Source organism: Rothia sp. HMSC065B04 (genome assembly GCF_001812285.1).
GTDB classification, from domain to species: Bacteria; Actinomycetota; Actinomycetes; order Actinomycetales; family Micrococcaceae; genus Rothia; species Rothia mucilaginosa.
Map to the genome: position 1 here is coordinate 235,736 of NZ_KV808406.1, position 14,261 is coordinate 249,996.

A 14,261-nucleotide genomic window follows, 5' to 3' on the forward strand; every position below is an offset into this window, starting at 1 on the left:
CACGGTGTACCTGCCCTAGCGGGTCGTATTCTCAACTGGCTGGGGCTATGCTTTTTCATCGGTATCGCCGCCCTCTTCATGTATATTGCGAATGCCTTGTCACAAATCAACTGACGACGCCCTCCGGTAACTCAAAACGGCGTATGCAAAGAGCCCCGTTCCTCAATACGAGGAACGGGGCTCTTTGCGCTCCACACGTGGAGCAGAAGCTAAAACGCGGATGGTAAGGGATTTGAACCCTTGAGACGGGGTCACCGCCTACTGGTTTTCAAGACCAGCTCCTTCGGCCGCTCGGACAACCATCCATACGCACCAGAGACCGGCATTTTATGGCAATACCGTGCCGCAGGGCACTACGAGATTATCTCATGCGATAAGCTTTCTGTAAATCGCGCACCAACGATGGTGCTTCCGGCAATGAGGAGGACTCATGAGAGCAATTATTGAGAACAGTCACGGCGGACCTGAGGCTCTGACAATCAGCGAAGTCCCCGCCCCCGTACCCCGATCCCACGAAGTTCTCGTCCGTGTTCACGCCGCCGGAATCAACCGCGCCGACGCCCTGCAGCGCCGCGGATTCTACCCGCCGCCCGCCGGCGCGAGCGCCATCTACGGCCTCGAAGTAGCCGGCGTCATTGAAGCGGTCGGTGAAGGCGCCTCCGTGGAGAACTGCGGCACCCCCGTCATGGCGCTCCTCGCTGGAGGCGGCTACGCCGACTACGTGACCGTACCGGTCGACCACGTGCTGCCCGTACCCGAACAGCTGAGTTTTGCCGAAGCCGCCGGTATTCCCGAAGTCGCGGCAACCGTCTACTCGAACCTGGTTCTCACCTGTGGTATGAGCATGAACCCCGCCGAAAACCTCAAGGAAGACGGTGAACCCGCGGTGGTGCTCGTGCACGGTGGTACCGGCGGTATCGGTGTGCACGCTATTCAGCTGGCGCTCGCCGTAGGTACCCGCGTGTTTGCAACCGTGGGAACCGAGGAAAAAGCAGAATATGTGCGCTTACTAGGTGCGGAACCCATTATTTATACAGAACATTCGTTCCGTGAAGTTCTGCTGGCTGAAACTGGCGGACGCGGCGCTGACTACATCCTCGACGTCGTGGGCGGAAAGTACCTGGACGACAATCTGCACACCCTCGCCGACGGCGGGCACCTGTGCATTATCGGTCTGATGGGCGGCGCCAAAGCAGAAGTGAACCTGGGGTATATGCTCTCCCGCCGCCTGTCGGTGCACGCTACGAGCCTGCGTACCCGTTCGGATCATCAGAAGGCTGAGATTCTGCGAGGTGTACGCGAACACGTGCTGCCGCTGATTGAATCCGGCAGGATTGGCGTGGGTCTGGACCGTATCTTCGACATGGAGGAGGCGGCTGCCGCCCACGAATACTTCGACTCCGGTCAGCATCGCGGCAAGATTGTGCTGCGCATGGTCTAGAAATCGCTGCGCCCCTGCGGTGCTATTTTAGGCCGGTGCCATTTTAGACTGGCGCTGCGGGGAGCGTCGCGTGAGCGGCGTGAAGAAAATCTGGGTTTGAAATAAACAGTTGACTGCTGACATCTCGTCACCAAAAGAGATTTAGGGTAACCTAAGTATAGGGAGGTTTGCGGGTCGCCGCAGAGCCCATCGCCGGCAGCCTCCACCGACCAACCAACACGGCACACACACCACGCAGAGGAGGGCACATGGGACTTAAAAGCTACCTGCAATCGCGCCGCGACGACGCCGAGCTCGGCAAAGGCATCTGGCGCCGATCCCACGACCGGTTCATTCGCGGTATCGACCGCTTCCACCAGGTCCTCGAACGCCTAGCGGCAACCGACTCATCCGACTCCATGATCGAGCTCATCGTGCCGGATGCAAACGCGCTCGCCGACCTCATCCCGCGCGTGCGTGCAGTCGCCATGGAAGCGCACCGCCTCGCCCCCAGCGACGGCGATATTCCCGCCTCCCCGTTCGGCACCTACTCCGACCTGAACCGCGCCCTCTCCAAGGCGGGCAACGCCGTGGCACTCTGCGCCGAAGCGCTCGCCATGGCACGCTGCTTCGGCAATTGTGCCACCGGATGCGACCGCCAGGTGAGCGTGCACCGCCGCGTGGAAACCGTCATCCAGCACATTGAAGACGCTGAGCGTCTGATTCAGCGCGCCCAGAAGGAAGCCGCCGGCAAGCTGACCTTCGACGATGGAATCCCCGTGGGCCGCACCCAGCTGATTGAGGCATAACACAGGGCCTAAATTGCGGTCAACAGGCGGGTTAGTTTGATGTGCACCTCAACAGGCGATACGCTTAAAGAAGAGGTGTAGGACACTTCTTATGCGGTTCCGTCACAATGGAGGTGACGACACAATGCGATGGTACGCGCGGAAGAACCGCAGGCTTTTTCCTGCCCCTCTACGGCACAACCCAATGCATATACAATTCACGGAAGAAGTCACACACCATGTTTGAATTCCACCGCAATGAGCGTGCGCGTCAGCTGCGCCCCAGCCTCTCACGCTCCTGGCTCCTCGTGCGCGCCAACTCCTCCGAAGAAGTCTTTGAAGAGGCCTTCGAATCCGAGGCCGACTCCATCATTATCGACCTCGAAGACGGCTGCCCCGCCGAAGAGAAGGACGCCGCTCGCGAACAGGTCGTCCGTATGCTCAACTCCGGCGTCGTCGCATGGGTGCGAATCAACGCCATCACCACCGAACACTGGTGGAAGGACGTCAAGGCCCTCAAGAACGTGAAGGGCCTGCGAGGCGTCATGCTCGCTACCGCAGAGCACGCCACCGACATTGACCGCACCGCAGCCGAGCTGCCCCCCGGAACCCCCATCATCGCGCTGATCGAGTCCGCACTCGGCGTGCACCACTCCATCGAAATTGCGCGCGCAATCGGCACTTTCCGCCTCGCATTCGGCGCAGGCGACTACCGCCGCGACACCGGCTCCTCCGCAACCCCCATGGCGCTCGCCTACGTGCGTTCGCAACTGGTGATTGCCTCCACCCTGGGCGGTCTGCCCGGCCCCATCGACGGCCCGACCCTCGGCGCATACGGCGCTGACCTCTCCAAGGCATGCGGCTACGCGAACGACCACGGCATGACCGGTAAGATCACCCTCGACATTCGCCAGGCTGAGACCATCAACGCGGCATTCTCCCCGAGCGAGCTCGAAATCGAAGAAGCACACCAGATGCTCGACGTGCCCCTCGACGGCCCCCGCGACGGCTCCTACCTGCCGCGCTACCTGCGTGCAAAGAAGGTCAAGGAACTCGCCAAGGTCTACGGCCTGTGGGGCAAGACCGACAGCGACTTCCAGCGCGCATCCAAGTAAGGCGCTGGTCTAAAGTACACACGTAAAAAGCCGCGCATCCGACCCCCGAGCGGGGAACCGGATGCGCGGCTTTTGTCTGCCTGAAACCTCACGAGGCTACAGCCTGGCGGGCTGCTGGTCGGCGGTCTAGTTGCGGGGCGATTTGCCGCCCGTCAGCGCATGAGCGCACACGTACGAAGTCACCAAGGAAATCACAATCGGCACCAGGAACGAGGTGTCATCCTCATACACGGAACGGTAGAAGAACCACACCGCCAGGGAAACCACCAGCGCCAGCACGTACACCAGAGCAAAACGCATCGTGGGGCTCATCGGGCGTGCAGAGCCCGCAGCGGCGCGACCTGCCTGCGCACGGCCACTCTGGCGCTTAGCGGATGCGGATCGAGAAGACATGAGAATCTCCTAAAGTTCGACGGTGACATCTTCGAGAAAACGACAACTCTCAGATGCTAAAAACCGCCGCAACACACCGGAAACCGGCACGCGTTACGGCGGATGTGGAGCCCCCAGTGGGATTCGAACCCACGACCTTTTCTTTACGAGGGAAATGCTCTACCCCTGAGCTATAGAGGCGCATATGCTGCCGTTCTCAACTGCCCGAAAGCAACCGGTGAACAGTGCATACCCCGCAATAGTACCAAAAAGGCGGGGGAGAGGCTAATTACTTTCAACACCGGCCCCGCAGCTGGGAGCAGGCGACAGGGCGGCTATGGTGTGCACTGCATTCACCCCGCAAACCCGCCCGAAGATAGGGAAAGTTCAGGGCAGAGGCATACAATAAACCCTATACCCACGGCGGCTGACAGCACCTCAGAGTGCACATCAACCACAGATTAATCAACCACAGATGTAGCAAACAGGCCAGCCCGCCACCCGTAGAGAGAGGAACCACCATGACTTCACCCCTCAACCGCCGCACCCTGCTACTGGGCGTAGTGCCCGCCGCCGCCCTGGGGCTGAGCGCATGCGGTTCCAGCTCCTCCCAGCCTTCCGCATCGGCGTCTGCGAGCGGTTCGGCGAGCGCATCTGCAAGCACCGCCGCTACCTCGGCAAGTGCATCCGCGAGCGCTTCGGCATCCGCTGACCCTTCGGGTACTGCTTCGGCAACCGCCGATGACGGCTACGTCGGTTACCGCCTCAACCGCGAAGTACCCGGTGCAGGCACCGCAACCCTGTACACCGACTACCAGTGCCCCTACTGCGCTAAGGCAGAACCTAAGTTTGAAGAAGCCGCCAAGAAGCTTGACGGCATCATGAACGTGACTGTGCGTCACATGCCGCTGAACATGCACGCCAACGCCGTACCCGCCGCGCTCGCCGTAGAAGCCGCAGCAGCTCAGGGTAAGCACGTTGAAATGGCGAACAAGCTCTTCGCCACCCAGAACGACTGGAAGAACATCAAAGAACGCGATAAGCTGCGCACCCTCTTCAACGACTACGCCAAGGAACTGGGCCTGAACGTCGAAGAATTCGACAAGGTCCTACTCGCCTCCGACACCGTCAAGCCCATCCAACGCGACTACGAGCACGCCGTGAAGATCGGTGTGAAGGGCACCCCCACCTTCGCCGTGAACGACAAGGTCGTTGAGGGCCTGGATTCCTCCTCCTCGGTGGATGACCTGGTCAGCACCTTCAAGCGTGAAGCTGGCGTGAAGTAGTGGCACACATTCAGCTCTCCGGCGGTCAGCGCGCCGAAATTCACCCCGACGGGTTCAGCGACCACGGCTACGTCCTCGAAATCGGTGGCGCCGAGCAGTCCCACGTGGACGTGCAGAACCCCGACTACGTGTTCTACGAGTACCTGCGCCGCATCGCAAACGCGGTGGATGCGCTCGCACCCGCCGGCGAACCCATCACCGCAGCACACCTGGGCGCCGGTGCGCTCACCCTCGTGCGCTATATTCAGGCGACCCGCCCCGGCTCCCGCCAGGTTGCCGTGGATATTGAGCCCGAGCTCATGGGCTTCGTGACGGACCGCCTGCCGCTACCCGCAGGCACCGACTGCCAGCTTGTGGTGGGGGATGCCCGCGAGCAGCTGGCGAACCTGCCCGAACTGCTGGGCGTGCCCGGTTTTGATGCGATCATTCTCGACATCTTCACCGGCATGGACGCACCCGCCCACCTGGCGAACCGCGACTTCTACCGCGAACTCAAGGACGCCCTGAGCGAGCGCGGCATGGTCGCCATCAACGTGGGCGACGACGCGGGTCTGCCCTTCTTCCAGCTGCAGGCAACCGCCATGCTGGAAGTCTTTGACCACGTGTGGTGCCTGTGCGAGAGCTCCATGCTCAGCGGGCAGAACGAAGGCAACCTCGTGCTGGTTGGCACCGCCCGCGAGCTGGACGAGGACACCCAGGACCGGCTGTACGCGATGGGTCCGCATCCGGCGGAAGTGCTCACCACCGATGAGCTCCGCGACCTGCTGGACGAGCTGGCCGAGAGCTAAACCTGACATACAAAACCGTTGAGGCGGGTACCAACCAGGTACCCGCCTCAACGGTTTTTTCTATGAGTTTTCTATAGGGCTTTCTGTACGCCGCACGCCGTACGCCGGCAGAATTTGGATTTTTACTCAGGACTTTGGTTTTACTCGGGACTTTGGCTTTACTCGGGTAGCGGCATGGGGACGGGATCCTTGCCGTCATCCTTCTGCTTGTGGGAATTACCCTTGGTGGTGGTCAGCGTAATGCCCACACTTGCAGTCATCAGCAGGAAAATCGCCACCCAACGAATCGGGCCGGTCTCCTGATCCAGCAACGCCCAACCGGCAATCGCCGCAATCGCCGGTTCCATGCTCATCAGCACGCTAAACACCTGCTGCGGCAGGTTGCGCAGAGCCATCAGCTCCGCGCTATAGGGAATCACCGAAGCGAACATCGCGGTACCAAAAATCATGAGGAGCAGCATCGGATCCTGCGCCGCATTCCACATCGGCTGAGGAGCCGGAACAACCGCTGCCACCGGGGCAATGAATGCGGCACCAACAAGCATCGCAACCGCCAGACCGCTCGCACCCGGAACCAGGGCACCCACCTTCGCGCTCGAGCGAATATACAGCGCCCAGAACACGCCAGCAATCAGCGCGAACGTCAGACCCAGGTAGTCGGTATCCTTGCCGACCGCCGCCTCGTAGCCGAGCACCAGCATGCCCGCCAGGGCGCAGAGCACCCACACCGCGTCGCGGAGCCTGCGCGTCAGCATGGACGCCAACGCCAGCGGGCCCAAGAACTCCACCGCAACCGCCAAACCAATCGGGATGTGGTCAATCGCGCAATAGAAGAAGCCGTTCATCAGACCGAAAGTCATACCGAAAATGATGACGGCACGCCACTGCTCCTTCGACCAAGACAGCGCACCCGGCGGCATTTCGCCGCCGCGGCGGGTACGCCAACGCGCCGCCAACCACACGGCGCTACCCACCACTATGGAAGCAATCGCCAGGCGGCTGACGCTAATAGCTAGAGCACCAAACAGCGGGAAAAGAGTAATCGCGAACGCGGCACCGAACTGCAGCGATGAGCAGGACATCAGCACAAACATAATGCCCAGTGCGGGGCGTTGAGATGAAGTATGCGGCATGATTCTCCTTCCTGCGCCTCACAAGGCGGTACTTCTCCACGTGTGCATGCTGTGCCGCTACGGGGCAGAACGAACGCTCCAATAGCGCCGTTTAAAGAGCGCGCCCCCCGGGCAACACGAGATACTATCCTACTCGTTACCCGGGGGGGGTGGGGGCTAGAAGCCGTTGACACGGCTACAGTTCAGTAGATTAGAGGCCCTTCGCCTCACGGTCAGCCTTAATCTGTTCAGCCGACGGAATCGTAATAGAGTTAGTCGCCATCTGCGCAATATCCACCGCGTGCGCATCCACCGCACCCGGCAGGTAATGGTCCGCATCCTCCAGCGTGCCGTCCTCCTGCGCCTTCTTCTGCGCACGAGCGTGAGAAATCGAAATACCGATACTCGCCGCCACCAGCAGAGCAATAGCAACCCAACGAACCAGGCCGGTAGCTTCACCAAGCATCACAATACCCACAGCCGCCGCAATCGCAGGCTCCAGGGACAGCACCACGCTATAAATGTGCGCGGGCAGCAGACGCAGCGAAGAAACCTCACCCAGCGCCGGCAGGGCAGAAGCCAGCAGACCCATCAGGCAGCCAATAGCCAGCAGGTGCACATCCTGGGTGACCTTCAACAGGTTATTGCCGCTTATCAGGAACGGGAACGGCAGAACCAGCAGGGTAGAGACAACGTTACCCACGACCATGCCGCCCATACCCGGAATCAGAGCGCCAACCTTCTCAGTCGCCAGAATATAGGCGGCACGAGAAATAGCGGTCAGGATTGCGAAAACCACACCCATCAACGCGAAATCTTCAGGCTTCGCCTGGGACTCAGCAGTCAGAATCGCCATGCCCGTAAATGACAGAGCAATCCACACCAGGTCCAGCTTACGGCGCGACATAACCGTCGCCAGCACCAGCGGACCCATAAACTCAATAGCCACCGCAATTGCTAGCGGAACCTGCTCAATAGCCACATAGAAGAAGGCATTCGCACCGGTCAGGGCGACACCGAGGACAATGACCGCCATCCACTGCTGACGGGTCCACGAACGAATCTGCGGGCGGAAGAACACCCACAGCAGGATAGAAGATGTCAGCAGGCGCAGAGCGACCACGCCCCAGGGGCCCAAATCGCCCATGAGCTGCTTGGCAAGAGCCGCACCGAACTGCGCCGAAATAATCGCGCCGGTCGCGTACACAACACCCAGCCCCTGAGTCGCCAGGGGAGAACGCGCAGCATTGGGCGTATGGGTGGAAGAAGTCATAGTATTCCTTAGGATTCAGAAGAGGTATTAGCCGCTATCTGTCATCAGGCGCAACCCGAATCTCCGTGAAGCAGGTCACGCACTATGCAAACAATGAATAGTGTGTAATCTACGACAATTTTACGCGCTTTAAAATTGGGCGCAAATAAAGACCAAAACACCCTAACAAGCGATCAAAAACCTCCACGCCCTCGGTGAAATTTCACCCCCCAAACCCCACCACAGGCCCCATATTCAGGAAAAATTCACCAAGCCGTGATTTACTGAGAGCATGCTTGACCCGAAGAAGTCTCTATTCGATGAAGACGGCAACCCCCGTCCCGCACTGACCACCACCCTCGACAACGTACTGCGCATGCAACGACCGCTCGCGCTGTCCATCGTCAAAAAACTGCGTGAAGCACACCCCGACGAAACCCCCGAACAAATCCACAAGCGCCTCGACCGCACCTACCTGCGTGACATCACCGCCATCGGCGGCGTCACCGGCGCATCCGCATTCGTGCCCGGCGTCGGCACCGTCACCTCCATGAGCCTGTCCGCGCTCGCAGTCGGCGGCTACCTCGAACGCACCGCACTCTACGCCCAGGCAGTCGCAGAACTGCACGGCGTGCACGTACACGACCCCGAAACCGCCCGCTCCATGGTCATGGCAATCATGCTCGGCGAAGAAGGCTCCCAGCTCATGAACACCGTGCTGCTGCAGACCGGCAAGGCAGGCGGTGTCTCCAACAAGTGGGGCATGCTGCTCGGCAACTCCTCCAGCGGCAAGATGTTCAGCGTCGAACGTACCATCCGAAACATGTTCATCCGCCGCTTCCTCACCCGCCAGACCGGTGCACTGCTCGGCCGTGCCCTGCCCTTCGGCGTGGGCGCAGTCGTTGGCGGTGGCGCGAACCTGACCCTCGGCAAGGACGTCGTGCGCAACACCCGCCGAGCCTTCGGCGACGCGCCCGCCTACTTCCCCGCAGAGCTCATGATTACCCCGCGTGCACCGCGCGTACAGGGCGGCGAAGGTTCGGACGGCTCCTCCGGCGTGGCTGGCTCCCTGCTCAAGGGCGTCAAGGACGCAGGTAAGGCTGTAGGCAAGGTCTTCACCCGCGACAAGGGCAACGACACCGAAACCGGTCACCACCGCATGCTCGGCCGCTAAAATCCTCGCCGGTCATAAAACCGGAACATAGCGAAGACCCAACACGCTAAAGACCCCGAATCCCTGAATGCAGGGACCCGGGGTCTTTTGTTTATATCTTTGCTACGGACTAAGCGTTCTTCGCATGGTCCAGCAGCTGAGCCGCAATACCGTTATAGGTGTGCGGAGTCAGAGCCGACAGACGCGCCTCAGCCTCGGGGGAGAGGCCCAGAGTAGCCACGAACTCCTTCAGACGAGCTGCATCCACGCGGTGCCCGCGAGTCAGCTCCTTTAGACGCTCGTACGGGTTCTCCATGCCGGGAACACCCGCGATAGCCTCAGCGCGCATCACCATCTGAATTGCCTCAGCCAGAACCTCCCAGTTGGAATCCAGATCAGCAGAAATAACATCGGCCGCAATATCCAGACGCTGCAAGCCCTTCACCACGTTAGAGATAGCCAGCACCGAGTGACCAAACGCCACACCAATATTGCGCTGCGCCGACGAGTCGGTCAGGTCACGCTGCCAACGAGAAGTCACCAGGGTCGAACCCAGCGAATCCAGCAGAGCGTTCGACAGCTCCAGGTTAGCCTCCGCATTCTCAAAACGAATCGGGTTCACCTTGTGCGGCATAGTCGACGAGCCGGTCGCACCAGCCACCGGAATCTGACGGAAGAAACCAATCGAAATGTAGCTCCACACATCGGTGCAGAGGTTGTGCAGCACGCGGTTGAAATGAGCGATATCCGAGTACAGCTCAGCCTGCCAGTCGTGCGACTCAATCTGGGTGGTCAGCGGGTTCCAGGTCAGGCCCAGGTGCTCCACAAAACCACGAGAAATCTTCTGCCAATCAGTGCTCGGCACCGAGGCGTAGTGCGCGGCGTAAGTACCGGTCGCACCATTAATCTTGCCGAGGAACTCTGTCGCCTTCACGTGCTTGACCTGGCGCTTCAGGCGGTAGGCGAGCACGCCCATCTCCTTGCCCAAAGTGGAGGGGGTCGCCGGCTGGCCGTGAGTGCGGCACAGCATCGGCACGTCGCGGCCTTCCTCAGCCAGCTTCAGCAGAACATCAATCAGCTCCTCCGCGGCGGGGATCCACACGTTCTCAACGGCGTCCTTGATACCCAGCGCGTAGGAGAGGTTGTTAATGTCTTCGGAGGTGCAACCGAAGTGAACCAGCGGCACCAGGTGACCCAGGCCCAGGCCCTCCAGACGGCGGCCAATGTAGTACTCGACCGCCTTCACATCGTGAACGGTGACAGCCTCAATCTCAGCCAGCTCCGCCACAGAATCAGCGTTGAAATCGGTCACGATGGCGCGCAGGCCCTTCTTCTGCTCCTCGCTCAGCGGGGACAGACCCGGCAGCACCTCGTGCTCGCACAGGTAAATGAACCACTCAACCTCAACGTGGATGCGGTCGCGGTTCAGAGCCGCCTCAGAAAGGTAGTTGGTCAGGGGCGCGGTTACGGATGCGTAGCGTCCGTCGAGGGGGCCCAGCGCAAGTTCGCCGGTGCCCAGGTCAATACGGCCAGAAGGCAAGAAGGTGTTATTGGTGTGAGACATAGCTCTATTTTTGCATGAATTCGCTGAAAAAAAGAGGCGGGAAGAGCATATGGACGTGACGGGCGGCTTGGTTAGTTACAGAAATATGACAAAACGAGGGGGCGCGGAGGGGGCATTTTTGGGTTTTGAGGACGCAAAACGTGCGAATTTTTCGAAACAAGCTTGAGTTATCCACAGGTTGGCGCACTCCACCTGCACGGTCACCGCGGCAGATTTAGCCTAAAACAAACCCAAACACAGGACAGAAACAGGCGCACAAACAACCAGTCCAACCACCGAAAGGACGCCCCGTGAACACAATCGTCGACACCGCACCACCTCACGCACCCCAACTGCCCAGAATCGAACCAACCGATATCCTCCGCGCAGCAGGACACATGGGCATCGGCACCGCCGCCGGCCACGCCCTCGCCGAACAGCTCATGGCGGCTGCCACCCTCGCCCGCGCCAAAGGGGCAGAACTCGCCCACAGGATGCGCACCGAAGCCCAAGAAATCCGCACCGCACACCAACGCGCCAACGAACTCAACGGCGACCGCTGGGCATCCGAAGCCGGACGCGCCTATCGGCGACAACTCGAAGAACATCGCGAAAAAATCCGCAACCAAGCCGAACAAGCCGAAGGCACCGCCGCCATGATCGCCGCCGCCGGTGAAGAACTCGCCAACGACCTGACCTCCAAAGCCCAAGCAATCCAAGCTGCCGCCTCCGCCGTAGATAACCTACTCGGCAAACTCGCCGACAGCGCCGCCGACGCCCTCGAAAAGCTCAACCCCGGCGAAATCATCGCCCGCTCAGGCGTGCAAAAAGCCCAGTCAACGCTCGATTCACTCATGCACGTGAACCTGCCCGACGGGCTGAGCTCGCTCATCCGAACCCACTAACCTCCCCCTAGGAGACACCATGATTACCGGACCCACCGTTGCGCCCATCGGTGACCTCAGCAACTCCGCAGGGCCCACCGCAGGCACCATCAGCGTCGCCCTTGAAGAAATGCCCGCCATCGCCGACGGGCTCGACACCGTCAGCCGCACCTGCGCCGACCGCACCATGCCCATTCTTGGCATCGCCGCTGAAACCCGGCTCTTCCTCGGCATCAACGGACGCGCCCAGCAGGCTGCCGCCCTCTGCACCGGCGTCGCTGCAGACCTCGGTATGAGTGCCGCAAAGTTCGGCACCACCGCAGCTGCTGTCCGTGCCGCTCACAGCTCCTACCTGCAGACCGAAAATATTGTCGCAGGCTGGTTCGACTCCATGGGCATCGCAAAGGACGGCAAGCTACCCGACGGACGCAGCACCCGAGACCACCTGCGCGGACTCATCGCCGGAGAACCCGGCGAAGCTACCTACCTCTTGAAGCTCACCATTCCCGAGCTTGGGTACTTTGCGGCATCTCGGACGCTTCCGTATTCGCCTCTCGTAGCGGGTATTCTTTTCGGCTTCACCGCCTATATGGATGCCAATTTGAACCCCGAAATTGCTCGTCAGCGAACATTTGACCGCCTTGCAGACATGTTTGGCATTCCGCGAGGACTTGTTCGAAAGGCACTGGGTGGTGGTGCGTTCGGACTTTCTGGAACCAGCCTCATCAAGGCTACTGGGAAAAAAGCTTATAATGTGCGCACTACCTCAGCTGATCAATACGGTGTTGCTGCACATCGTGGCGAGAAAAGCCAGCTCTCTGTAGGTGCCAGCTCGGATCGCCTGCTTGCGGCGGCTCAGGCGCAGGACCAGGAGTTTGAACGTTCCCAGCAGGACCCGACTAAGGGTGAACGCGGTGCCGTGCTCGTCACCGTCATGTACGAAGCAGGACACGAAGGCGACCCCGCCCATGCTCTATACGTCGTGAGTATTCCGGGTACTAACTTTAATTCCTTGGGTGGTTCTCCCATGGACCCGGCAGGTGCCGTACGTGAAACCTTAGGTGAAGATACCACGAAGAACTCTGCTTACCAGATGGTTTTGCAGGCTCTCCGTGATGCTGGAGCACCGCAGGGTGCCCGTGTGTACATGGAGGGTTTCAGTCAGGGAGCCATGATTGCCTACAACATGGCTAATAGTCTCGAGGTTGCTAAGGAAATCAATATCGTGGGTATCTATGCTCAAGGTACTCCGCTACGAGGCTTGCCTGCCAAACGCCGTGGTTTCGCCGTGGATTATGTAGAAGGTGAAGGCGATATTGTTCCGGATAGTGCACGGAGGGAAGAGGGAGGCTGGCGTCCTGATGAACGTGATACAGCAATTACCGTCCAGAACCCTAAACATAGTGGCGAAAAATACCGAGAAGCCCTAGAACGCGAAGGATATAGTGGAGCGGTATTTGGCGGTATGCGTGCCGCGATGGACGGTAAAGAGTATGTGCTGGGGGAACAGAAGGTTACCTCGGGCTCTGCTATGCCAGACGGGTACAGCTCGGCTGAACGAACTAAAGTAACGATCGCACGTATCGGAGCTTACACAGGTCAAGCCTACATGTCGGGAGTTAAGATTGATGAGCAGGGCCTAGACGAAGTGATTGTACAAGCAACAGACGGTAAGGTTAGGGGCGTTCAGGACGCCAAAAATAAGGCGGAAAAAATCAAACAAGGGACTAAAGACGCATGGGAGGCAGGCAAGCCTCGTCTCCCTTACCCCGAGCCGACTCCGCAGGAAAAGCCTCAGAACCCGAAGCCTGCCTGGCCCGAAACCCCCGTGCCGCAGATGCCCAAGGTGCCCCTCCTGCAGGGATACAACCCGCAGAATATTCCGCCCGCCATCAATATGCCGGGCGACCTGAGTCGCCCCGAACCTGCCCCCATCAATATGCCGGTGGACCTGAGTCGTCCGGAGCCTGCGCCCATCAAGATGCCCACTCGAATCGAGGCAGAGGGGCAGCTACCCCCTGCAGGTCTAATCCCGCCGAACATTCTGCCCAAACCTGCAGATCTGCATACGCACATCGAAAAGGCTGTTACTCAGCCAATCATCGATCGCCTGCAGCTCCCTAATGTAGGTTCCGCGCTCAAGAATCCTCCAATCTTCGGAGCCGGGCAGGGCGGAGACTACGACGGCGTTGAGTCGCTCATCCCCACTCTGCCGGGGCTGAAACCCGCGCCCATGCTCCGGCCCAAGAGCATTGACCCGGGATTCCTCGCACCGACTCCGCCCGAGAACATCGACCCCGGGTTCCGCGCACCAGGCCCTCCCGAGGATTTGACTCCCATCGAGGAGCGTGAACCCCTGATGGTCTAAAAGCCCAGCCTCAAGAACCAATCTTGACGGCTCGGTGGAGGGTGGAGGGGACGAGTAGAGTAGAGAAGAGAAAAGGAGGGGCACCGCTGGGAACAACCCCGGCGGCGCCCCTCCATCTATGCGTACAGCGCTCGCGGCTAGTCTCTGCTACCTGCACAGGTACAGCTTGCTCGCGACCTG

Annotated in this window: 12 protein-coding genes and 2 tRNA genes; 8 read left to right on the top strand and 6 right to left on the bottom strand. The window is 60.1% G+C overall.

The genetic code is table 11. The features are described from left to right. Positions 1-217: 217 nt before the first annotated feature. A tRNA-Ser gene (locus tag HMPREF2845_RS01065) sits at positions 218-305 on the bottom strand. Positions 306-430: 125 nt separating this feature from the next. Here HMPREF2845_RS01065 and HMPREF2845_RS01070 point away from each other — a divergent pair. The 3 genes from HMPREF2845_RS01070 (at position 431) to HMPREF2845_RS01080 (ending at position 3,323) form a co-directional block, all read left to right on the top strand. Then, entirely contained in the window at positions 431-1,441 is a 1,011-nt protein-coding gene (locus tag HMPREF2845_RS01070; RefSeq protein ID WP_049340389.1) for an NAD(P)H-quinone oxidoreductase, read from the top strand. Between the two features lie 248 nt (positions 1,442-1,689). Next, positions 1,690-2,229: a hypothetical protein gene (locus tag HMPREF2845_RS01075; RefSeq protein WP_049358270.1), complete on the top strand. Its 540-nt coding sequence runs from the start codon at positions 1,690-1,692 to the stop codon at positions 2,227-2,229. 218 nt (positions 2,230-2,447) lie between these two features. Further along, positions 2,448-3,323 (top strand): HpcH/HpaI aldolase/citrate lyase family protein, encoded by an 876-nt coding sequence (locus HMPREF2845_RS01080; protein ID WP_044150069.1) that lies wholly within the window; start codon positions 2,448-2,450, stop codon positions 3,321-3,323. Positions 3,324-3,449: 126 nt separating this feature from the next. On the opposite strand, the gene HMPREF2845_RS01085 is transcribed toward HMPREF2845_RS01080, so the two are convergent. Continuing rightward, entirely contained in the window at positions 3,450-3,716 is a 267-nt protein-coding gene (locus HMPREF2845_RS01085) for a hypothetical protein (protein WP_005504446.1), read from the bottom strand. Between the two features lie 105 nt (positions 3,717-3,821). Further along, a tRNA-Thr gene (locus tag HMPREF2845_RS01090) sits at positions 3,822-3,896 on the bottom strand. A 320-nt stretch (positions 3,897-4,216) separates the two neighbouring features. On the opposite strand from HMPREF2845_RS01090, the gene HMPREF2845_RS01095 reads away from it, so the two are divergent. Continuing rightward, positions 4,217-4,981, top strand: a complete 765-nt coding sequence (locus HMPREF2845_RS01095; protein ID WP_049346158.1) for a DsbA family protein — start codon at positions 4,217-4,219, stop codon at positions 4,979-4,981. Then, positions 4,981-5,769, top strand: a complete 789-nt coding sequence (locus HMPREF2845_RS01100; protein WP_049346157.1) for a spermidine synthase — start codon at positions 4,981-4,983, stop codon at positions 5,767-5,769. The genes HMPREF2845_RS01095 and HMPREF2845_RS01100 overlap by 1 nt, the downstream gene beginning before the upstream one ends. Before the next feature lie 158 nt (positions 5,770-5,927). Here HMPREF2845_RS01100 and HMPREF2845_RS01105 read toward each other — a convergent pair whose 3' ends face one another. Together HMPREF2845_RS01105 and HMPREF2845_RS01110 are read right to left on the bottom strand one after the other, a co-directional pair. Continuing rightward, a complete protein-coding gene (locus HMPREF2845_RS01105; protein WP_070633671.1) occupies positions 5,928-6,902 on the bottom strand; it encodes an EamA family transporter in 975 nt (324 codons plus the stop codon). Positions 6,903-7,092: 190 nt separating this feature from the next. Then, a complete protein-coding gene (locus tag HMPREF2845_RS01110) occupies positions 7,093-8,154 on the bottom strand; it encodes an EamA family transporter (protein ID WP_070633672.1) in 1,062 nt (353 codons plus the stop codon). Between the two features lie 271 nt (positions 8,155-8,425). Here HMPREF2845_RS01110 and HMPREF2845_RS01115 point away from each other — a divergent pair, with 271 nt between their 5' ends. Further along, complete coding sequence (locus HMPREF2845_RS01115) at positions 8,426-9,307, top strand: hypothetical protein (protein WP_049346152.1); 882 nt, start codon at positions 8,426-8,428, stop codon at positions 9,305-9,307. A gap of 109 nt (positions 9,308-9,416) precedes the next feature. Here the strand turns inward: HMPREF2845_RS01115 and purB are convergent, their stop codons facing one another. Then, on the bottom strand, positions 9,417-10,850 hold the full coding sequence (gene purB / locus HMPREF2845_RS01120) for an adenylosuccinate lyase (RefSeq protein ID WP_049346150.1): 1,434 nt from the start codon (positions 10,848-10,850) through the stop codon (positions 9,417-9,419). 290 nt (positions 10,851-11,140) lie between these two features. Here purB and HMPREF2845_RS01125 point away from each other — a divergent pair, with 290 nt between their 5' ends. Together HMPREF2845_RS01125 and HMPREF2845_RS01130 are read left to right on the top strand one after the other, a co-directional pair. Next, positions 11,141-11,734: a hypothetical protein gene (locus HMPREF2845_RS01125; RefSeq protein ID WP_049346149.1), complete on the top strand. Its 594-nt coding sequence runs from the start codon at positions 11,141-11,143 to the stop codon at positions 11,732-11,734. A 19-nt stretch (positions 11,735-11,753) separates the two neighbouring features. Next, the gene (locus HMPREF2845_RS01130; protein WP_070633673.1) at positions 11,754-14,081 is read left to right on the top strand and encodes an extensin; all 2,328 of its coding nucleotides are present in this window, start codon (positions 11,754-11,756) and stop codon (positions 14,079-14,081) included. Positions 14,082-14,261 lie beyond the last annotated feature (180 nt).

Excerpts from the sequence above, each read along its gene's own strand:
- HMPREF2845_RS01070 (WP_049340389.1), top strand. The coding sequence starts at position 431 with ATGAGAGCAATTATTGAGAACAGTCACGGCGGACCTGAGGCTCTGACA.
- HMPREF2845_RS01075 (WP_049358270.1), top strand. The coding sequence starts at position 1,690 with ATGGGACTTAAAAGCTACCTGCAATCGCGCCGCGACGACGCCGAGCTC.
- HMPREF2845_RS01080 (WP_044150069.1), top strand. The coding sequence starts at position 2,448 with ATGTTTGAATTCCACCGCAATGAGCGTGCGCGTCAGCTGCGCCCCAGC.
- HMPREF2845_RS01085 (WP_005504446.1), bottom strand. The coding sequence starts at position 3,716 with ATGTCTTCTCGATCCGCATCCGCTAAGCGCCAGAGTGGCCGTGCGCAG.
- HMPREF2845_RS01095 (WP_049346158.1), top strand. The coding sequence starts at position 4,217 with ATGACTTCACCCCTCAACCGCCGCACCCTGCTACTGGGCGTAGTGCCC.
- HMPREF2845_RS01105 (WP_070633671.1), bottom strand. The coding sequence starts at position 6,902 with ATGCCGCATACTTCATCTCAACGCCCCGCACTGGGCATTATGTTTGTG.
- HMPREF2845_RS01110 (WP_070633672.1), bottom strand. The coding sequence starts at position 8,154 with ATGACTTCTTCCACCCATACGCCCAATGCTGCGCGTTCTCCCCTGGCG.
- HMPREF2845_RS01115 (WP_049346152.1), top strand. The coding sequence starts at position 8,426 with ATGCTTGACCCGAAGAAGTCTCTATTCGATGAAGACGGCAACCCCCGT.
- purB (WP_049346150.1), bottom strand. The coding sequence starts at position 10,850 with ATGTCTCACACCAATAACACCTTCTTGCCTTCTGGCCGTATTGACCTG.
- HMPREF2845_RS01130 (WP_070633673.1), top strand. The coding sequence starts at position 11,754 with ATGATTACCGGACCCACCGTTGCGCCCATCGGTGACCTCAGCAACTCC.